General features: G+C 66.5%; 18 protein-coding genes and 1 pseudogene. 11 read left to right on the forward strand and 8 right to left on the reverse strand.

Going from position 1 to position 18,731, the window contains the following annotated elements:
- The first annotated feature begins 77 nt into the window (after positions 1–77).
- Entirely contained in the window at positions 78–866 is a 789-nt protein-coding gene (folE2, locus tag GO606_RS14430; RefSeq protein ID WP_211166720.1) for a GTP cyclohydrolase FolE2, read from the forward strand.
- A 2-nt stretch (positions 867–868) separates the two neighbouring features.
- On the opposite strand, the gene GO606_RS14435 is transcribed toward folE2, so the two are convergent.
- Together GO606_RS14435 and GO606_RS14440 are read right to left on the reverse strand one after the other, a co-directional pair.
- Positions 869–1,507, reverse strand: a complete 639-nt coding sequence (locus tag GO606_RS14435; RefSeq protein ID WP_169119398.1) for a TetR/AcrR family transcriptional regulator — start codon at positions 1,505–1,507, stop codon at positions 869–871.
- A gap of 46 nt (positions 1,508–1,553) precedes the next feature.
- Complete coding sequence (locus tag GO606_RS14440; protein WP_169119399.1) at positions 1,554–2,321, reverse strand: SDR family oxidoreductase; 768 nt, start codon at positions 2,319–2,321, stop codon at positions 1,554–1,556.
- 140 nt (positions 2,322–2,461) lie between these two features.
- Between GO606_RS14440 and GO606_RS14445 the strand changes: the two genes are divergently transcribed.
- The gene (locus GO606_RS14445) at positions 2,462–3,187 is read left to right on the forward strand and encodes a cache domain-containing protein (protein ID WP_169119400.1); all 726 of its coding nucleotides are present in this window, start codon (positions 2,462–2,464) and stop codon (positions 3,185–3,187) included.
- 71 nt (positions 3,188–3,258) lie between these two features.
- Positions 3,259–3,729, forward strand: a pseudogene (locus GO606_RS14450) (MMPL family transporter); the annotation flags it as partial.
- Positions 3,730–3,781: 52 nt separating this feature from the next.
- Here GO606_RS14450 and GO606_RS14455 read toward each other — a convergent pair.
- Complete coding sequence (locus GO606_RS14455) at positions 3,782–4,489, reverse strand: TetR/AcrR family transcriptional regulator (RefSeq protein WP_169119401.1); 708 nt, start codon at positions 4,487–4,489, stop codon at positions 3,782–3,784.
- Positions 4,490–4,968: 479 nt separating this feature from the next.
- Between GO606_RS14455 and GO606_RS14460 the strand changes: the two genes are divergently transcribed.
- From GO606_RS14460 to GO606_RS14495, 8 genes are all read left to right on the forward strand, one after another.
- On the forward strand, positions 4,969–6,000 hold the full coding sequence (locus tag GO606_RS14460) for an IS110 family RNA-guided transposase (protein ID WP_169120919.1): 1,032 nt from the start codon (positions 4,969–4,971) through the stop codon (positions 5,998–6,000).
- Between the two features lie 278 nt (positions 6,001–6,278).
- Positions 6,279–7,487, forward strand: a complete 1,209-nt coding sequence (locus GO606_RS14465; RefSeq protein WP_169120207.1) for an acetyl-CoA C-acetyltransferase — start codon at positions 6,279–6,281, stop codon at positions 7,485–7,487.
- Positions 7,488–7,522: 35 nt separating this feature from the next.
- Positions 7,523–9,703 (forward strand): 3-hydroxyacyl-CoA dehydrogenase NAD-binding domain-containing protein, encoded by a 2,181-nt coding sequence (locus GO606_RS14470; protein ID WP_169120205.1) that lies wholly within the window; start codon positions 7,523–7,525, stop codon positions 9,701–9,703.
- 40 nt (positions 9,704–9,743) lie between these two features.
- Positions 9,744–10,832: an acyl-CoA dehydrogenase family protein gene (locus tag GO606_RS14475; RefSeq protein WP_169120203.1), complete on the forward strand. Its 1,089-nt coding sequence runs from the start codon at positions 9,744–9,746 to the stop codon at positions 10,830–10,832.
- A 15-nt stretch (positions 10,833–10,847) separates the two neighbouring features.
- The gene (locus GO606_RS14480; protein WP_169120201.1) at positions 10,848–12,077 is read left to right on the forward strand and encodes an acyl-CoA dehydrogenase family protein; all 1,230 of its coding nucleotides are present in this window, start codon (positions 10,848–10,850) and stop codon (positions 12,075–12,077) included.
- A 19-nt stretch (positions 12,078–12,096) separates the two neighbouring features.
- Positions 12,097–13,275: a CaiB/BaiF CoA transferase family protein gene (locus GO606_RS14485; protein WP_169120199.1), complete on the forward strand. Its 1,179-nt coding sequence runs from the start codon at positions 12,097–12,099 to the stop codon at positions 13,273–13,275.
- A 32-nt stretch (positions 13,276–13,307) separates the two neighbouring features.
- Positions 13,308–14,915 carry an AMP-binding protein gene (locus GO606_RS14490; RefSeq protein WP_169120197.1) on the forward strand — a complete coding sequence of 536 codons (1,608 nt, stop codon included), beginning with the start codon at positions 13,308–13,310 and terminating at the stop codon, positions 14,913–14,915.
- A 15-nt stretch (positions 14,916–14,930) separates the two neighbouring features.
- Positions 14,931–15,926, forward strand: coding sequence for an NAD(P)H-dependent flavin oxidoreductase (locus GO606_RS14495; RefSeq protein WP_169120195.1), 996 nt, complete (start codon positions 14,931–14,933; stop codon positions 15,924–15,926).
- On the opposite strand, the gene GO606_RS14500 is transcribed toward GO606_RS14495, so the two are convergent.
- The 5 genes from GO606_RS14500 to GO606_RS14520 all read right to left on the reverse strand — a co-directional run bounded on the left by GO606_RS14500 (position 15,923) and on the right by GO606_RS14520 (position 18,685).
- Positions 15,923–16,177 carry an NTP transferase domain-containing protein gene (locus GO606_RS14500; protein ID WP_425532218.1) on the reverse strand — a complete coding sequence of 85 codons (255 nt, stop codon included), beginning with the start codon at positions 16,175–16,177 and terminating at the stop codon, positions 15,923–15,925. The two genes, GO606_RS14495 and GO606_RS14500, sit on opposite strands and share 4 nt — an antisense overlap.
- A complete protein-coding gene (locus tag GO606_RS22165; protein WP_425532214.1) occupies positions 16,059–16,517 on the reverse strand; it encodes a nucleotidyltransferase family protein in 459 nt (152 codons plus the stop codon). Before GO606_RS22165 ends, GO606_RS14500 begins: the two co-directional genes overlap by 119 nt.
- An 83-nt stretch (positions 16,518–16,600) precedes the next feature.
- Positions 16,601–17,062, reverse strand: a complete 462-nt coding sequence (locus GO606_RS14510) for an SDR family oxidoreductase (RefSeq protein ID WP_169120193.1) — start codon at positions 17,060–17,062, stop codon at positions 16,601–16,603.
- A gap of 16 nt (positions 17,063–17,078) precedes the next feature.
- Positions 17,079–17,534, reverse strand: coding sequence for an amidase family protein (locus GO606_RS14515; RefSeq protein ID WP_246979611.1), 456 nt, complete (start codon positions 17,532–17,534; stop codon positions 17,079–17,081).
- Positions 17,534–18,685 (reverse strand): ISAs1 family transposase, encoded by a 1,152-nt coding sequence (locus GO606_RS14520; RefSeq protein ID WP_246979353.1) that lies wholly within the window; start codon positions 18,683–18,685, stop codon positions 17,534–17,536. Before GO606_RS14520 ends, GO606_RS14515 begins: the two co-directional genes overlap by 1 nt.
- Positions 18,686–18,731: the final 46 nt, after the last annotated feature.

The raw sequence follows: 18,731 nt of genomic DNA on the forward strand, positions 1-18,731 counted from the left end.
GACCATCGTCTGAATGGACGATGATGCGGTCGGCGCGGCAGCGGACGATTCGACCGAGCCCTCACCGGAACGACGCGATGAAACTCAACGACATCCCGGATGTGCAGTCCGCACACGACGCGCGCGCGATGCCGATCGACAAGGTCGGCATCCGCTCGATCCGCCACCCGGTGCGGGTGCGCGACCGCAGCGGCCACACGCAGGGTTCCGTCGCGGTCTTCGACATGTACGTGGGCCTGCCGCAGCACTTCAAGGGCACGCACATGTCGCGCTTTGTCGAGATCCTCAACGGGCGCGAGCACGAGATCTCGGTCGAGGCGCTGGAGCCGATGGTGCGCGACATGATCGCCCGCCTCGAGGCCCGCACCGGGCATCTCGAAATGCGCTTTCCCTTCTTCGTGAACAAGGCCGCGCCGGTGTCCGGCGTCAGCAGCCTGATGGATTACGAGGTAACGCTCACCGGCACGGTCGGCGACGATGACCGCTTCCGGCTGATCCTGAGGGTGCTGGTGCCGGTGACCAGCCTGTGCCCGTGTTCGAAGAAGATCTCCGCCTACGGGGCGCACAACCAGCGCTCGCACGTGACGGTCACGGCAACGTTGCGCGAGCACGTGTGGATCGAGGAGATCATCGAGCTCGTCGAACGCCTCGCCTCATGCGAGCTCTACGGTCTCCTGAAGCGCGCGGACGAGAAGCTCGTCACCGAGCGCGCCTACGACAACCCGAAGTTCGTCGAGGATACCGTCCGCGACGTCGCAGGCGCGCTGGGAGCGGACCCGCGCATCGGCCACTTCGTTGTCGAGGCCGAGAACTTCGAATCCATCCACAACCATTCCGCCTACGCCCTGATCGAGCGCACGGCCTGAGGTCAGTTGCGCTCGAGCACGTGACGGACCGCGTCCATCACTTCCCGCTTCAGGAGGGCGTGATCCACCTCGATGCCGCGCACGGCGCGGGCGGTGATTCCGAAAAGGATCGCGCTGATCAGTTCGTACTGCGCTGCAATCCGCGCCTCCAGGGCCTCGCCCGCCAGCCCCGCGTTGACCAGGCGCAGACTCTGGTAAGCGCTTTCGCGCGCGCGCCGGTCGAGCGCATGCACACGCGCGGAAATGCACGGATTGCGTGCGCTCTCCGCGAGAATCTCCAGACGCAGCCGCGAGTTTTCCGGATCCGCGTAATTGAGGGCGATGTCGCCCGAGCGTGCGACGATCGCGTCCACAACGTTGTGTTCGAGGCGCACCGCGTCGTGAATTTCGAGCAGGGCGTCGAGCTCCGCCTCCGCGATCGCGGTGATGATCTCTTCTTTGTTCTTGAAGTAGTAGTAGATGTGGCCGGCGCTGACGCCCGCCACCGCTGAAATGTCCGCGATGCTCGCGCCGTGGAACCCCTTGTCGCGGAAGCACTCCTCCGCCGCCTCGAGGATCTGCCGGCGGCGAGCCCCCGGCCCGCTCCCCGGCGCGTCGCCCGCTTCCGCCTGGACCAGTCCGGTGTGCGCGTCGAGCTTCACGCTTACGGCAGCCTCAAGTGAACCTTCATCGCCCAGCGCGACGCACTCAGAAGCGCTCCGGGCGGGTCAGCGCATCCATGCCGCCGTCGACGAACACCGCTGTGCCGTGCATGAAACTCGCCTGCTCCGACTGCATGAAACGGACCACCCGCGCGATCTCGTCGGGGCTGCCGTTGCGCCCCAGCGGCGAGACGAAGTTCCGGATTGCCTCGCCATAGCGCGCATCCGACAACGAGGCCTGCAGCAGCGGAGTCTCGACCGCGCCGGGCGCAACCACGTTCAGGCGAATGCCGCGGCGGCCCCACTCGACCGCCTTGCGGCGCGCGAACACGGTGATCGCGTACTTCGAGCCGGCGTACGCGGCCTGCGGATTGCCCAGCACGTCGGCCTGCGCCTTGGCCGCCGCTTCGTCGCGCGCGAGCATCAACTCGACCATCGGCAGCTTGTCGATGCCGGGGTGGGCCGAAGCCACCGAACCTATCAGCAGCGCCGCGGGTTTGTCGCCGCACGCGAGGGCGTCGCCCAGGCCGTCGACCAGCTCGCTCATGCCGAAATAATTGACGGCGACGATCAGCCCACAGGAGCTCGCGGTCGGCCCCAGCCCGGCGCAGCACACCAGTCCGTCGAGCACGCCGTTGCAGGCCTCGAGCGCGGCGGCGACCGCTGCCTGCCGCCCCTCGGTGGTGGAGAGATCGGCCACGATGTCCGCATCGCGCCGGTCGATGCCGATCACGCGATGTCCGGCCTGCTGCAACTGGGCGCTGACGGCGGCCCCGATGCCCGACGCCGAGCCGGTAACGACGGTTACAGTCATGCAATGCTCCTTGTGATGACGGCGATGCCGGGAACGTCCTTTGCCAGAGTATCCGGTCCCCGTCGACGCTGCGACATCGTCCAGCCGGACTACGAAGGCGCTCGCGGACCGCCCTACAGCTGGATCGCGCCGAGCGCTACATGCGCGAGAAGGGCGAACAGGGGTTATCGACCTTCAGCCAGGCCGGCGAATTCCAGGACGGCAACCTCTACGTCTATGTCCTCGGCATGGACGGCAAGTTCATCGCCAGCGGCGGCTCGTCGGCCGCGCTGATCGGCCGCAACGTGCGCGAGTTGACCGATTCGGACGGCCGCCCCTTCTTCCGCGAGATCCTCGACGGCGCCAGGACCATCAAGAGCGGAACCCTCGAGTACCGCTGGTACAACCCGGTCCGCAACCGTGCCGAACCGAAGATCGCGACGTATCACGTTGTCGGCGACCGCATCCTGGTCGTAGGCTACTACGCCCCGAACGCGTCGATCGAACTCGCCAAGTCCATGCTCTGGCGCGCGGTGCATGAGCTGAAGGTGCATGGCGAACGCGCCTTCGAGCGCTTCAACAGCCTCGACGGCGGCTTCGTCCAGGACGACCTGTACGTGTTCGTCGTGGGCCTGGAGGACGAACTGGTCTATGCGCACGGAGGGAGCCCGCGCCAGGTGGGCCGCAAGGCGGGGGAACTCGTCGACGCGAAGGGCAAGTACTTCATACGCGAGATGATCGCGCTGGCCAAGAGCAAGGGCGAGGGCGACGTGCACTATGCCTGGCGCAACCCGGCCAACCTGAAAGTGGAGAACAAGCACAGCTACATCGTGCGCGTCGGCAAGTACCTCGTCGGCGCGGGCGCCTATGCCGGATCCGTCCGGTGAGACCGTCGGAAGCCTTCGAGCAGCAGCGAGCTTCAGATCGCTATCCAGCCATACGCCAGAATCACGGAGTTGCGCTGATGGCACTGCTGGGCATCGGGCTCAAGGTCGCGACCCTCCCCGTGATCGCGCTGGGGGTAGGCGTGGGTGTCGACTACGGCATCTACATCTACGAGCGCATGCAGCACGAACTGGCCGAACACGGCTACAGCCTGCGCGAGGCCTTCTACGAGGCGATGCGCCAGCGCGGCACGGCCGCGGTCTTCACCGCCGTGACGATGTCGATCGGCGTCGGCACCTGGGCCTTCTCGGCGCTGAAGTTCCAGGCCGACATGGGCGTGCTGCTCGCCTTCATGTTCCTGGTGAACGTGCTCGGCGCGATCTTCCTGCTGCCCGCGCTCGCGTGCTGGCTCGGCGTGGGACGCCGCGAGGCGGTCAGCGCTGCGCAACCCTTGCCTGCGACAGCCGTCCGTCCCGAATCGTCGGATACGCGGATGAACCGCACTGTCGACAAGGGGGTAACGGCGCAACCCGTGCGCTCCTGATCACCACTCGATGTAATGGAGAGCGGGCGCCGCCACGAGGCTGGCGCCCCTTTCATTCCTCACCCGCCAGCGGGTCGGGCTCCTCCCCCTCTTCGCGCGAGTCGTTGATCGCGCGGGCAATCCGCACCAGCATCGGCACCAGCGACGGCGACTGCAGCAATTCCGGCCGCTCCTCGACGAGGGTCGCGAGGATGCTGCGCATGCCGCGGACGAGCATGAACGACGCCAGTTGAGTGTCAGGTTCGCCGACCACGTCCGCATGCTGCTTGAGCAGCATCTCCGTGCTGGCGACGAGCTGCTCGGACGTGCGCGAGCCGCGGCCGAGCCCCTGCGCACGGCCGAACTGCATGTGGCGCGCGTAGCGCTGGTAGAAGTCGCGCCCCAGCGAGTACAGGCGTGTTTCGGTGCGCACCGTGTTGCGGAACAGCGCCTGCAGCATCTCGTCGAGCGACTTGCGGTGCAGGCGGAAGAGTTCCGGTGACGCCGCCTCGGACTCCTCGTCCATCACGCGCTTGCTGATCTCGATGAGGATTGCTTCCTTGTGCGGGAAGTACTGGTAGACCGCGCCGACGGAAACGCCCGCGCGCGCGGCGATCTTGCGCGTGGTCACCGCATCGACCCCCTGGACACGCAGGATCTCGCTCGCCGCTTCGAGGATGGTCTCCACCGTGAAGCGCGCACGCGCCTGGGACGGCGTGGCGCGCGGTGCAGCGCTGTCGGCGCCCGCAGGCGTTGTCGCCTGCCCTGCCCCCTTGCTCATGGTGATGTCTCCCTTTCCCTCCGCTGCGGAGGCTATCCGGCCGCGCAATCTGTTCGGATTTATGCAACGCACAAAACGTATTGCACTTCAGTGCTTTGCGAATTATAGCGGAGCACTGTTCAGCTTATTGCTCACATTTCCATGGCGCGACCACACCTGCCATACGATTGCCCCGTACTCCAAATCGACGCTTGGCCTGCACCGCAGCGCGACGGCTTCAAGGCGACGACGGGCGAGCGTCTTCGACTCACGAACCGAACAAAGGAAATGGTATGGACGCCTCCCGCCCCCCGTGAGCGCTGAACACGAGTTACCCACCGCGCCGGTCGCCTGCGGTGATAGAGGGACCTGCGGCGCCCGGCGCCGTGGATAACTCTGCGGGGGTGGTCGATCGAGAGGTGGACCCTCACGGGCCGACGGCATCAAAGTGCCAAGGTGGAAGATACGAAGATCTTCACAGGCAAACCGGAGGGTCCGAGATGAATGATAGCAAAACGGTCGTCGGCATCGACATTGCCAAGCGGGTGTTCCAGTTGCACTGGATCGACATGGAGACGGGAGAGATCGTGAGTTTGCCGCTCAAGCGCGAGAAGTTTCTCGAGCACTTCGCCAACCGGCAGCCCTGCCTGATCGGCATGGAGGCCTGCGGCGGCGCGCAGCACTGGGCGCGGAGCCTCACGGCGCTGGGGCACCAGGTCAAGCTGCTTCCTGGCAAGGCGGTCAAGCCCTTCGTGACGGGCAACAAGAATGACCGCCACGATGCGCGGGCGATCTGGACGGCGGTACAGCAGCCGCACGTCAAGGCCGTCGCCATCAAGAGCGAGGAACAGCAAGCGATCCTGGCGCTGCATCGCATGCGCAGCCAGCTGGTCAAGTTCCGCACCGCCCAGATCAACGGCCTGCGGGGATTGCTCACCGAATACGGCGAAGTCATGGCGCAGGGAAAAGCCGCCATCCGGAAGGGCATCACGCAAGCCCTGGCACGACTGTCGGATCGCCTGCCGGCGATCGTCATCGACACCCTGCGCGAGCAGTGGGCGCGCATCGAGAAGATGGATGCCGAGATCGCCACTATCGAGCGGCGCATCAAAGACTGGCTCAAGCAAGACGCTGCCTGCCGGCGCATTGCCGAGATTCCTGGCGTCGGGCCGCTGACCGCGACCGCCGCCGTCGCCATCATGGGCGATGCCAAGACCTTCAAGTCCGGGCGGGAGTTTGCCGCTTTCGCCGGACTGGTGCCACGACAGACCGGCACGGGCGGGCGAGTCAAATTGCTTGGCATCAGCAAGCGCGGCGACACCTACCTTCGAACGCTGCTCATCCACGGCGCCCGGGCGGTTCTTACGAACGCGAAGGATCCGGGCCCGTGGGTGACTGCATTACGCCAGCGCCGACCGCTCAACGTCGCGGTGGTGGCCTTGGCCAACAAGATGGCGCGGACGATCTGGGCGATTCTCGCTCATGAACGGACGTACCAAAGGGAGTTTGTGACTCAACCCGCGCAGGGCTGAAGCACAACGTCAATCAACCACTTTGAAGAAAGGAGTGGCCGCCGTAAAGGTTGCGAAGGTACGAAAACGTGTGATGGCAAACAGGTCAGACCGTGACCCGCCAAGCCTGTATGACGTTCCGGACTTCGAGTCCACCAAAGGAAATGAGGCGCGGGTCAGCGGATTCCATCAGGGCCAGCAGGCATCGGCCTGCACCACAGGCCGGATATAAAACTGCAGCCTATCTGTCCCAACACACCAAATCGTCCTTGCAAACGGGAGGCGTCCATATAACTGTCATGACGGACGTCTTCATCTACGACCACGTGCGCACCCCCCGCGGCAAAGGCAAGGCCGACGGCGCGCTCGCCGAGATCACCCCGGTGCAGCTCGCCGCGCAGATGCTGCAAGCGGTGCGCGACCGCAATCAGCTCGACTCCGCCTTGGTCGAGGACGTGTTCCTCGGCTGCGTGTGCCCGGTCGGCGAACAGGGGGGCAACATCGCCCGCGTCGCAGCGCTCGTCGCAGGCTTCGATCACGGCGTGCCGGGCGTGCAGGTGAACCGCTACTGCGGTTCGGGCCTCGAGGCGGTGAACTTCGCTGCCGCGAAGGTCGCCAGCGGGCAGATCGACCTAGCCATCGGCGGAGGCGTCGAGAGCATGTCGCGCGTACCGATGGGGAGCGACGGCGGTGCGATGGCGCTCGACCCCCAGGTCGCCTTCAAGATGCATTTCACGATGCAGGGCGTGAGCGCCGACCTACTGTCGACCCTGCACGGCTTCACGCGCGAGCAGTGCGACGCCTATGCGGTGGAGAGCCAGCGGCGCGCCGCCCAGGCGTGGGCGAACGGCTGGTTCGCCCGCTCGGTGGTGCCGGTGAAGGATGTCCTCGGCCTGCCGATCCTCACCAAAGACGAAGCGATCCGCCCGGACACGACGCTCGAATCGCTGGCTGCCCTGAAGCCCTCCTTCCTCGAGATGGGCACGCAGTACGGCTTCGATGGCGTCGCGCTGCTGAAGTACCCGCAGCTCGAAGCGATCAGCCACATGCATCACGCCGGCAACAGCTCGGGCATCGTCGATGGCGCAGCGGCGGTGCTGGTCGGCAACCGCGAGATCGGCGCACGCACGGGCCTCAAGCCGCGCGCGCGCATCCGCTCGGTGGCGACCGTCGGCTCCGAGCCGACGCTGATGCTGGATGCGCCGAGCTTCGCCGCGCAGAAGGCGCTGAAGAAGGCCGGCATGAACGCCTCCGACATCGGCCTGTGGGAATTGAACGAGGCCTTCTCGTCGGTCGTCCTGTGCCTGATGGAACGCCTCGATGTACCCCACGAGCGCATCAATGGGAACGGCGGCGCGATCGCGATGGGACACCCGCTGGGCGCGACCGGCGCCATGATCCTCGGCACGCTCCTCGACGAAATGGAGCGTCGCCAAGTCGGCACCGGCCTGGTCACCCTGTGCGAAGCGGCCGGCATGGGCACGGCCACCGTCATCGAGCTCGTCTGAGCGCCACCGGAATAATTCAAGGAATCGACCTGATCATGACTGAAGTCATCCATATCTCGGTGGACGCCGACGGCATCGCCACCCTCCTCTTCGACCGAACCGACAGCACCATGAACACCATGGACATGAAGTTCATGGACGAGATGGAGGCGGCGGTCGAGCGCCTCGTCAACGACGACGGAATCAAGGGCGCAATCTTCACGTCGGGCAAACCCGTGTTTGCCGCCGGAGCAGACCTGAAGGGAATCGAGGCCTCGCTCGAAGCTCACGACACGCCGGTAGCCGAGCGCTTGGCACGCAATGCGTCGCTGTCGAAGCTTTTGCGCCGCATGGAGACCTGCGGCAAGCCGGTCGCCTGCGCGATCAACGGCACCGCGCTGGGCGGCGGCACCGAGATCGCGCTCGCATGCCATTTCCGCGTCGTCGCCGACAGCAAGGGCATTCAGCTCGGCCTGCCGGAAGTCCAGGTGGGTCTGCTGCCCGGCGGCGGGGGAACTCAGCGCGTGTCGCGCCTCGTCGGCATCCAGGCCGCCGTGCCCGTGCTCATGGAAGGCCAGGCCTTGAGCCCCGAGAAGGCGCTCAAGATGGGGCTCGTGCACAAGGTCGTGCCGGCCGAGGAGCTACTGGCGGAGGCCCTCCGCTGGCTGGTCGAAGAAGGCGATCCCGTGCAGCCGTGGGACAAGAAGGGCTTCAAGGTGCCGGGCGGCGCCGGCCCGATGACACCTGCGATCGCTCAGATGCTGGTCGTCAGCAATGCGATGCTGCAGGCCAAGACCTATCACAACCTGCCCGCGCCGAAGGCCATCCTCTCGTGCCTGTACGAGGGGCCGCAGCTACCGATGGACAAGGCGCTCGAAGTCGAGGCCAAGTACTTCACGCTGCTGCAACTCGACCCCGTGTCGCGCAACATGATCCGCACCCTGTTCATCAACAAGGGCAAGGCGGACAAGCTGATGCACCGCCCGGAAGGCGTCCCGAAGACCACCTTCCGCAAGATCGGCGTCGTCGGCGCCGGACTCATGGGGGCGGGCATCGCCTACCACTGCGCGAAGCTCGGCATCGAAACGGTGCTCATCGACCGTGACCAGGCCGGCGCTGACAAGGGCAAGGCCTACTCGATCAAGCGCCTCGAAAAGGACATCGCGAAGGGGCGCATGACGCAGGAGAAGGCCGACGCGATCCTCGCGCGCATCCATCCGACCACCGATTACGCCGGTCTCGCCGACGTCGAACTGGTTGTCGAGGCGGTGTTCGAAGACCGCGCGATCAAGGCCGAGGTCACGCGCCGGCTGGAGGCCGTGCTGCCCAAGGATGCGGTGATCGCCTCGAACACCTCGGGCCTGCCGATCACCGAACTCGCCGAGGCCGGCGAGCGGCCGCAGAACTTCATCGGCATGCACTTCTTCTCGCCGGTCGAACGCATGCCGCTGGTCGAGATCATCCGTGGGCGCAAGACCTCGCCGGAAACGCTGGCGCGGGCGCTGGATCTGGTGCAGGCGATGAAGAAGACGCCCATCGTCGTGAACGACGGACCGGGCTTCTTCACGAGCCGCTTCATCGGCGCCTACGTCAACGAAAGCCTCGCGATGGTCACCGAGGGCGTGAATCCCGCGCTGATCGAGAACGCCGCGAAGATGGCCGGAATCCCGGTTGGCCCCCTCACGGTGTCTGACGAGATCGGTCTCGATACCGCCTACCACGCGAGCCAGCAGCGCAAGAAGGACGAAGGCGCGGCCTTCAAGGAGACGCCGACGTTCCGCCTCGTCGAGAAGCTGGTCGGCGAACTGGGCCGCCACGGGCGCAAGAACGGCAAGGGCTTCTTCGACTATGCCGCCGACGGCAGCAAGCGCCTGTGGAAGGGGCTGGCCGAACTCTTCCCGCCGCTCGCCGAGCAGCCGACAGTCGAAGAGGTCAAGGCGCGCATGCTCTACGCGCAGCTTGTCGATGCCGCCAAGGCGATGGCCGACGGCATCGTGATCGATCCGGCCGACGGCGACGTCGGCGCGATCCTCGGTGTCGGCTTCCCGGCCTACCTGGGTGGACCGTTCTCGATGATGGACACCATCGGCATCGAACGCGTGGTCGCCGAATGCGACCGCCTCGCCGCGCGCTACGGCAGCCAGTACGCCGCCCCGCAACTGTTGCGTGACATGGCGGCGGAAGGTCAGACCTTCTACGGCGCGCGCCGGGTGACCCCGCCCGCCGCCGCACGCTGACGGATGCCCACCTGCACGCCCCCATAGTGAGGAGCACAACGTGAATTTCGATTTTTCCGACGACCAGCGCCTGTTGCAGGACGCGGTTCGCACCATGCTCGCCGAGAACAGCACCTCGCAGGTGGTCCGCGAGGTCCTCGAAGGGCGGGCGACCCATTCGGCGAAGGTCTGGCAAAACCTCATCGACATGGGCGCCGCCGCAGCCGCGATCCCCGAGGCCTACGGCGGCGCCGGTCTCGGCTACCTGGAACTGTGTCTGGTGGCCGAGGAAGCCGGACGCCACCTTGCCGCCGTGCCCTTGTCATCCTGCATCTACCTGGCCGGCGAGGCCTTGCAGCGGGCGGGCAGCGAAGCGCAGAAGCGGCGCTGGCTGCCCGGGATCGCGCAGGGCGAAGTGATCGCCACCGCGGCCTTCACGAGCACCGAGCGCTACCGGACACCAAGCCCGCTCAGCTTCGACGGCCAACGCCTGACTGGTACCAGTCCGGTCCTGCCCGACGGCGCGATCGCGCAGCTCGCGGTCCTGCAGGTCGGCAAGGATCTGGTCGTGGTCGAGCTCAACGGCCCGGGCGTGCGCCGTACGGCGCTGCCGACCATCGACCCGACACGCCCGCTGGCGCAGATCGAGTTTGCCGGGACGCCCGCGGAAACGCTGGAGGCCACCGACGGCGCAGCCGTGGCTGCCCGCGTGCTCGACGCAGCGGCCGTCCTGCTCGCCTTTGAGCAAGTCGGCGGGGCCGCGCGGATCCTCGAACTCGCGCGCAACTACTCGCTTGAGCGCAAGGCCTTCGGCCGCCAGATCGGCAGCTTCCAGGCCCTCAAGCACAAGATGGCGGACATCTACACCCGCATCGAGCTGGCGCGTGCGCACGCCTACTACGGCGCATGGGCGCTATCGTCGGACGCCCCCGAGCTGCCCAGGGCGGCGGCCGCCGCCCGCGTCGCGGCGACCCGCGCCTTCCTGATCGCGGCCGAGGAAGGCATCGAACTGCATGGCGGCATCGGTTTCACCTGGGAAATGGACTGCCACCTCTACTACCGCAGGGCGCGCCACCTTGCGCAACTGATCGGCAGCGAACACGCCTGGCGCGCGCGCCTCGCCGATGAACTGATCAAGGAGGCCGCGTAAGCGGAGCACCGACACATGGACTTCAACGATTCCCCCGAAGAAGCCGCTTTCCGCGAGGAAGTGCGCGGCTGGCTGGCGGCCAACGGCCGACGCCGCACGCGCCCCGACGAAGCATTCGGCGAAGGGCTGGACGAGGCCGCGAAGCTTGCCCTCGCCAAGGCTTGGCAGGCGAAGAAGGCCTCCGCCGGCTACGCCGCGATCGCCTGGCCGCGCGAAGCGGGCGGGATGGGCGGCACGGCGATGCAGCAGGTGATCTACCAGCAGGAGGAAGCCGCCTACCTCGTGCCGCAGATGATCTTCGAGGTCAGCATCGGCATGGGCCTGCCCACCGTGATGCGCTGGGCCGCCCCCGAGCTGAAGGCGCGCTTCCTGCGCCCGGGCCTCGCGGGCGAGGAGATCTGGTGCCAGCTCTTCTCCGAGCCCGACGCCGGCTCGGACACCGGCGCGGTGCGCACGCGCGCGGTGCGCGACGGCGACGAGTGGGTCATCAACGGCCAGAAGGTGTGGACCTCGTCGGCACATTTCGGCGACTTCGGCATCCTGCTGGCGCGTACCGACTGGGACAAGCCCAAGCAGGACGGGCTCACGATGTTCATCGTCGACCTGAAAGCGCCCGGCGTCGAGATCCGCCCGATCCACCAGATGTCCGGCGACTCGGAGTTCAACGAGGTGTTCTTCACCGACGTGCGCATCCCGGACCAATATCGCCTCGGCCCCGAGGGCGGCGGCTGGAAGGTGATGCTGAGCACGCTGATGCAGGAACGCCTGTCGGTAGGCGGCAACCTGCCGACCGACCTGCACCGGCACCTCGTCGATCTCGCCCGAACCTGCGTCTGGGACGAGCGCCCGGCGATCGAGGACGCGCGCGTGCGCGCCCGCATCGCCGACGCCTACCTCGACCAGCAGGGCGTGTCACTGATCATCTCGCGCGGCCTGACCGCCCTGTCGAAGGGCAAGACGCCCGGCCCCGAGATGTCCATCACCAAGCTTGTCGCCGCGAAGGCGATGCAGGAGATTTCCTCGTTCGCGATGGAACTGGCCGGCCCGGAAGGGCTGCTTGCTTCCGAGGCTCTGGGCGGCAACTGGCGCTACCTGCAGCGCCAGTGGCTGGGCTCGCCGGGCGCGCGCATCGCGGGCGGCACGGACGAAGTCCTGCGGAACGTCATCGCCGAACGGGTGCTCGGTCTCCCCGGCGAGGTCCGCACGGACCGCAACGTGCCGTTCCGCGAGCTCGATCGCACCTGAGATGCCGAAGGAAACCCCCATGACGACGAAACCCCTCAGCGGCATCAAGGTGCTCGACTTCACCCAGCTCCTGCCCGGCCCGATGTGCACGCTGCATCTGGCGGACATGGGAGCCGAAGTGATCAAGGTCGAGCCGCTCGGTACCGGCGAGGCCGCGCGCGGCCCGCAAGGCACGCCCATTTCGCACTTCTTCCTCGCGGTCAATCGCAACAAGCGCTCGCTCGCGATCGACCTGAGGGCGCCGGGCGGGCGCGAAGTGATCCTGGCGCTGGTGCGTGATGCGGACATCCTTGTCGAAGGCTTCCGCCCCGGCGTGATGGCACGGCTAGGTCTCGGCTACGACGCCCTTCATGCCATCAATCCGCGGCTCGTTTACTGCGCGATCAGCGGCTACGGACAGGACGGGCCGCTCGCCGCCCTGAGCGGCCACGACATCAACTACCAGAGCTACGCGGGCATCCTCGAACAGAGCGCTCCCGCAGCTGGCAGCCCGCATCCGGGCAACTTCCCCATCGCGGATCTCGCCGGCGGCGCGCTGTCGGCTGCGATGGCAATCCTCGCCGCACTGTTCGATGCGCAACGCAAGGGTGAAGGGCGCTTCATCGACGTTTCGATGACCGACTGCGCGATGGCGCTCAACGTTCAGCCCCTCGCCGGCCTGCACACGTACCAGCGTGCGATCCCGGCCGGACACGACACGCTGAGCGGCGCCCTGCCCTGCTATGGGACGTACGAAACGGCCGACGGCCGGCATCTCGCGGTCGGGGCGCTGGAACCGAAGTTCTGGCAGAACTTCTGCCAGACCGCGGGCTGCCCGGAACTCATCAAGAGCGGCTGGGCGTCCGGCAAGGCCGGTCCCGCCGTCAAGGCGCAGGTCGCGGCGACCATCAAGCAGCGCACGCTTGCCGAGTGGATGGCCGCCTTCGACGGCGTCGATGCCTGCGTCAGCCCCGTGCTGCGCATCGACGAAGTCCTGGCGCACCCGCACACGCGGGCGCGCGGGATGACCGTGGACACCCCGCTCCCCGATGGAGGCAGCGCGCCCTACTTCGCCTTCCCGGTGAAGATGAGTAACTACCGCTTCAGCCTCGACCGCACACCTCCAATCGTGGGCGAACACAACGACGAAATCCTGCGCGAACTGTGCTGGGCCGACGAGGCCATCGCACGACTCAAGGCCGACGGCGCGATCGCCTGATCGGCCGCAACAACGATTACACCGGAGACACCATGACCCCTCGCAGCTTCAGCCTGGCCGACCTCTTCGCGATCGCGGCCGAAACCGTCCCGGAGCGGGACGCGCTCGTGATCGGCGACAGCCGCCACTCCTACGGGCAGATGGCCGAGCGCGTCGAGCGCCTCGCCGCCTGGCTGCACGGACAGGGGATCGGCCCGGGGGACGTGGTCGGCCTGCAGATGTACAACTCGGCCGAATACCTCGAGGCCTTCCTCGCCGCCTGCCGCGTGCGCGCCGTGCCCGCCAACATCAATTACCGCTACGTCGCGGACGAGCTGCGCTACCTCTACGACAACGCCGGTGTGAAGGCGCTGTTCTACAGCGGCGAACTCGAAGCGGCCGTCGGCGAAGCCCTCGATGCCGCGCCCGCACTGCGCGTGAAGGTGCGCACCGGCGGCGGCACGCCCGCCCTTGCCGGCGCGACGCCCTACGATGAGACGCTGATCGCCGATCCGTCGGTGCTGCGCGACGTGCACTGCCGCGACGACGACATCTCCCTCCTCTACACGGGCGGCACCACGGGCAAGCCGAAAGGCGTGATGTGGCCGCACAAGGATCTCTTCTTCGGCAGCCTTGGCGGCGGCGCCTCCTACGTTCCGGCCGAGGGGCCAATCGCCACACCCGAGCAGCTCGCCGACCGCATCCGCAAGGGCGCGCCGATGCGCTTCATGCCGGTGGCCCCCCTCATGCACGGCGCCGCCCATTGGGCGACGATGGTGTCGCTATTCGCGGGGCACACCGTGGTGCTCAACGAGCAGCGTCACTTCAATGCCGAACACATTCTCGACCTCATCGTGCGCGAACGGGTGAACGGCCTCACCATCGTGGGCGACGCGATGGCCGTCCCCCTGCTCGACGCGCTCAACGCAAATCCGACGCGCTGGGATCTCTCGACGCTTTTCATCTTCGGCAACGGCGGCGCGGTGCTCTCGAATCACCACAAGGAAGCGCTCAAAGCCTATCTGCCCCAAAACGTCTTCTTCAGCGACGGCATAGGGTCTTCGGAAGGCGGACAACTCGGACTCGGGAGCAAGCCCGCGGACGGCGGCATGATCCGGATCGCCGCACGGCCCGACCTCGCGGTGATCGTCGACGGCAATCGCCTCGCTGCACCGGGAGAACAAGGCATCCTCTCGCGCAGCGGCTACCTGCCACTCGGCTACTACGGCGATCCGGAGAAGACCGCGCAAACCTTCGTCACGCTCGACGGCAGGCGCTATGTCCTCACCGGCGATGCCGCGACGCTCGCCGATAATGGGGCGATCGTCATCTACGGGCGCGGATCGAACTGCATCAGCACCGGCGGCGAGAAGGTCTTTCCCGAGGAAGTCGAGGAAGTGCTGCGCATGAGCTCCGACGTCTTCGATGCCCTCGTCGTTGGCCTTCCCGACCCGCGCTGGGGCCAGAAGGTCGTCGCCGTCGTCGCCCCCCGCCCCGGCCTGTGTCTCGACCCGCAGCAGTTGCGGGTGCTGTGCCAGCAGCACATGGCCAACTACAAGATCCCCAAGGACATCGTCCTCGTGCCGGAGGTCAAGCGCTCGGCGGCCGGCAAGGCGAACTATCCCTGGGCGCGCGAAGTCGCCGCCGGCGCCCTGCAGTGAACCCGGAAACCCGCCATGCCCATTCCCGAGATCCTCGCGGGGCGCCTGTCCCTGCCCCTCATCTGCTCCCCGATGTTCCTCGCCAGCGGCCCAGAACTCGTGATCGCCCAGTGCAAGGAGCGTGTCGTTGGCACCTTCCCCAGCCTCAATGCCCGCCCCGCCGCAGCGCTCGATGACTGGCTCGAGCGCATCCACGCCGAGCTCGACGCATGGAACGACGCGCATCCCGATACCCGCGCCGCGCCGCACGGCGTAAACCTCATCCTGCACAAATCCAATCCGCGGCAGGAGGAAGATCTCGGGCGCGTCGTCGCGCATCGCGTCCCGATCGTCATCACCTCGGTCGGCCGCCCGGACAAGGTCGTCGACAAGGTTCACAGCTACGGCGGCATCGTGCTGCACGACGTCATCAGCGTCGCGCACGCGCGCAAGGCCATCGAATCCGGCGTCGACGCGCTGATCCTCGTCTGCGCCGGTGCAGGCGGCCACGGCGGCACGCTGTCGCCATTCGCGTTCGTCTCCGAGGTGCGCGAATTCTGGGACGGCCCGCTGGTGCTCGCCGGCGCGCTGTCGTCCGGCCGCAGCCTGCGTGCCGCCGAAGTTCTCGGCGCCGATCTCGGCTACATGGGCACGCGATTCATCGCCACCCACGAATCCGCGGCCGACCCCGGCCACAAGGCAATGATCGTCCGCGACACTGCCGCCGACATCCTCTACACCCCCGCCTTCAGCGGCATCTCGGCCAATTACTTGAGGAACAGCGTGCTCGCAGCGGGTATCGACCCGGACGGACTCATCAGGGGAGAAAACGGAGGCAAGGACGACCTGTTCGCGGGGATCGAGCGCAAGCCCAAGGCGTGGAAGGACGTCTGGTCGGCGGGCCAGGGCCTCGGGACGATCCACGACGTCCCAAGCGTCAGCGAGCTTGTCGCCCGGCTGCGCGGCGAATATTTCGAAGCCGGGGCGACACCACTTATCCGAAGCGCAGCGCATCTGCGCCGAATAGCCTAACGCGAGATGTCGGCCGGGGTGTCGATGTCCGCCAGGATGCCTCGATCGTCGCAGTCGATCGTGGTCAGCTGATGCGAGTTTGCTGCAACGATCCTGCCAGCTCCCGCGTCGCCGGTTAGGGCGAGCAAGCTTTCACGAAACGCCGTGGAGAATCCGACGGGATGCCCGCGAATGCTGTCCACCCGGGGTGCGGCAATCTCTGCTCCCGCTGCAAGTGCATCTCCAACGGCCCGGATAGTCTGGGGATCGATGTGGGGCATGTCGCCGAGTGCGACCGCCCATCCGGCTGCGCCGCAGGTCGCCCGGACCCCCGCACGCGATGGTCGACCCCATCCCTTCTGCCGCATTTTCGCTCACGACGCACTCGATGCCTGCCCTTTCGAGACGGCGACGCAATTCGACGTCGTCCGGACGCACCAGCGCAACCATAGTCTCAATGCCATCCCTGAGGTTCATCGCGCTACGCACGCCGATCGGCGTGCCGTCTGGAAGGGGATGGAGCAGCTTGTCTCCGCCGAAGCGGCTCCCGCAGCCGGCCGCGAGCAGGATTCCAACCACCGGTTCTACCGCCCGCACAGATTCGGGTGCCATTCAAAGCTCACAACAACGGTCGAAAAAAACCGGGCTCGAGGCCCGGTTTCGCGTCCCAAGGAGAGAATGCTCCTGAGAAACACTTAACGGCCGAGGCATTTATGCGGTCGCGGCCGTGGGTGTGACCGCGAAGCCGAGTTCGGCGGCGCGGCGCAATGTGCGGCGATGTAGCTTGAGCGCAGGCCGACCTCCAGGATGCGCACCTGGCTGCGCGGCTTGGTCCAGAACGGGCCGGGCTCGATGAGGCTGTCGTCGATGTAGATCGCGTTGTTGACGAGAACGTCGAGCCGGCCCTGTTCGCGCCCGACGCGTTCAAACAGCGCCTCGACCTGCGCGTCGTCGGCATGGTCGCAGTGCACGGCGATCCCCCGCCCGCCGACGGCCGTGACGACCGCAGCGGTGGCGTGGATGGTGCCGCCGAGGCGCGCGTCTCCCACCCGACAGTCTCCCTCCTGCTCGCTGCGGCCCGTCACATACACGGTCAATCCGGCCGCGCCGAGCGCTTCGGCGACGACGGCAATGCCTGTTGAGTGCGATGGGCTCATGCGATGCGATCCAAGGTCACGCCAGCGCGGGCGGGCGGCGGTCAGCCCATGGCGCGGCCTTTTCCAGCTGCGCGGCCAGCGCGATGAGCCGCGCCTCCCCCCCGTAGGGGGCGGCGAACTGCGCGCCGATCGGCAGCCCTTCCGCGCTCCAGTGCAGCGGAACGGACATCGCCGGGTGGCCGCTCATGTTGAACATCGCAGTGAAGGGCGAGGCGAGCACCGCGCGCTTCGCGAAATCGTCGAAGGGCTGGTCCAGCGACAGCTCGCCCAGCTTCGGGGGCAGTGCGGCGGTGGTGGGCGAGAGGATCAGGTCGTAGCGCCCGAACACCTCGTCGAAGATCCGCCCCGCCTGATCGAACACCGAACGCGCCGCATAGAGCTGTTCGGCAGAGTATTTCTGCGCCTTCTGCTGGGAGAGCCAGTTGATCGGCTCGAATTCGTCCTCGCGCGCCTGACGCCAGGGCAATCGCATCAAATCCCCTGTAGTCCCAAGATAGTTTCGCGGTAGGAGTCGGAAGAGGCGGCGATGATGCGTCGAGTGTGGATGCCGGTTTTTCGAGAAGAGTCGAGGCGAAAGAGATTGAGGACAAGACGACGAATGATGGCGAGGTTGGCGCCGGCGTTCTTTACGCGGGCACGCATCTGGTCGTCGTTCAAGGCGACATCGAGGCACCAATGAACACGATTTTCTATGCCCCAATGACTGCGAACCGCATTCGCCAGCGTTGCGGCATCGGCGGCAATGCTGCCGATATAGAGGCGACGCTCGCAGCTGGTCTTGCCGTTGATCGTCCGTTCTGCCTCAATCACCCCGAACATCATGAGGTCCGGCCATTGCTGCGGATTGGCCAAACACGCCAGTTGATCGAAGGCCCAGCAGCGGCGCACTTCCAGACGGCCGTGATCCTTCTCGACCGACTCGACGTAGGTGTGCCTGGTCGCTTTCCAGCCCTCGGACTGGCCGATCTCGAAGAAGGTCGTGATCGATTCAGCCAGGGTCGGCTGGTTGTCCTTCACGGACAGGACGTAATCGGCTTCCTTGTCCCGAATCGATTGGGCGATGTTGGCGTGGGTACCCATGGCATCGATGGTGACGATGACACCCTTGAGCATCAGGGCTTCCAGCAGGACGGGAATCGCGGTCAGTTCGTTGGACTTCTCGGCACAGGCTTCCTGCCCCAACACCAATCCGGCCTCGGCGGCGAACGCACTGACCATGTGCAATGCCTGCTTGCCCGCCTGACGACTGCGCCGACTCGCTTTGCCGTCGATCGCCACGACCGTGCCTTCGGCCAGCGCCGGCAGCACGCCGCCGACCCAGCGGCGGAACCCTGCCTCCAGCGCTTTCTTGTCCAGCAGCCCGAACAGACGGCCAATAGTGTCGTGCGACGGAATCCCGTTCTCCAGCTTCAAGAAGCGCCGCAACCAGTCAAGGCGCTCCTTGGACCAGTCTTCAACGCCGACAAAGTCGTCGATCCCGCACACCAGGGCGCAGACCGTGATCACCAGTATCTCCACCAAGTCGTGTTTCGACCGTCCCGCCACACGCGGATCAGGAAGGCCAGAAAACGCCTCCACCAGCGACAACTTCTCGCTTCCAGTTCCCCGATTTCCCGTCTCCATGAGTCACCCCAAAAAGACAGAAAACTACACAAATCAAGATCCTGTG

It is taken from the genome of Aromatoleum anaerobium, from assembly GCF_012910705.2.
GTDB lineage: Bacteria > Pseudomonadota > Gammaproteobacteria > Burkholderiales > Rhodocyclaceae > Aromatoleum > Aromatoleum anaerobium.

What these genes read in the sequence shown, in the direction of transcription:
- GO606_RS14520 (WP_246979353.1), bottom strand. Translation starts at nt 18,685, where the DNA reads ATGGAGACGGGAAATCGGGGAACTGGAAGCGAGAAGTTGTCGCTGGTG.
- GO606_RS22165 (WP_425532214.1), bottom strand. Translation starts at nt 16,517, where the DNA reads ATGGCACCCGAATCTGTGCGGGCGGTAGAACCGGTGGTTGGAATCCTG.
- GO606_RS14490 (WP_169120197.1), top strand. Translation starts at nt 13,308, where the DNA reads ATGACCCCTCGCAGCTTCAGCCTGGCCGACCTCTTCGCGATCGCGGCC.
- GO606_RS14485 (WP_169120199.1), top strand. Translation starts at nt 12,097, where the DNA reads ATGACGACGAAACCCCTCAGCGGCATCAAGGTGCTCGACTTCACCCAG.
- GO606_RS14465 (WP_169120207.1), top strand. Translation starts at nt 6,279, where the DNA reads ATGACGGACGTCTTCATCTACGACCACGTGCGCACCCCCCGCGGCAAA.
- GO606_RS14440 (WP_169119399.1), bottom strand. Translation starts at nt 2,321, where the DNA reads ATGACTGTAACCGTCGTTACCGGCTCGGCGTCGGGCATCGGGGCCGCC.
- folE2 (WP_211166720.1), top strand. Translation starts at nt 78, where the DNA reads ATGAAACTCAACGACATCCCGGATGTGCAGTCCGCACACGACGCGCGC.
- GO606_RS14455 (WP_169119401.1), bottom strand. Translation starts at nt 4,489, where the DNA reads ATGAGCAAGGGGGCAGGGCAGGCGACAACGCCTGCGGGCGCCGACAGC.
- GO606_RS14515 (WP_246979611.1), bottom strand. Translation starts at nt 17,534, where the DNA reads ATGCGATTGCCCTGGCGTCAGGCGCGCGAGGACGAATTCGAGCCGATC.
- GO606_RS14470 (WP_169120205.1), top strand. Translation starts at nt 7,523, where the DNA reads ATGACTGAAGTCATCCATATCTCGGTGGACGCCGACGGCATCGCCACC.
- GO606_RS14495 (WP_169120195.1), top strand. Translation starts at nt 14,931, where the DNA reads ATGCCCATTCCCGAGATCCTCGCGGGGCGCCTGTCCCTGCCCCTCATC.
- GO606_RS14460 (WP_169120919.1), top strand. Translation starts at nt 4,969, where the DNA reads ATGAATGATAGCAAAACGGTCGTCGGCATCGACATTGCCAAGCGGGTG.
- GO606_RS14445 (WP_169119400.1), top strand. Translation starts at nt 2,462, where the DNA reads ATGCGCGAGAAGGGCGAACAGGGGTTATCGACCTTCAGCCAGGCCGGC.
- GO606_RS14480 (WP_169120201.1), top strand. Translation starts at nt 10,848, where the DNA reads ATGGACTTCAACGATTCCCCCGAAGAAGCCGCTTTCCGCGAGGAAGTG.
- GO606_RS14510 (WP_169120193.1), bottom strand. Translation starts at nt 17,062, where the DNA reads ATGAGCCCATCGCACTCAACAGGCATTGCCGTCGTCGCCGAAGCGCTC.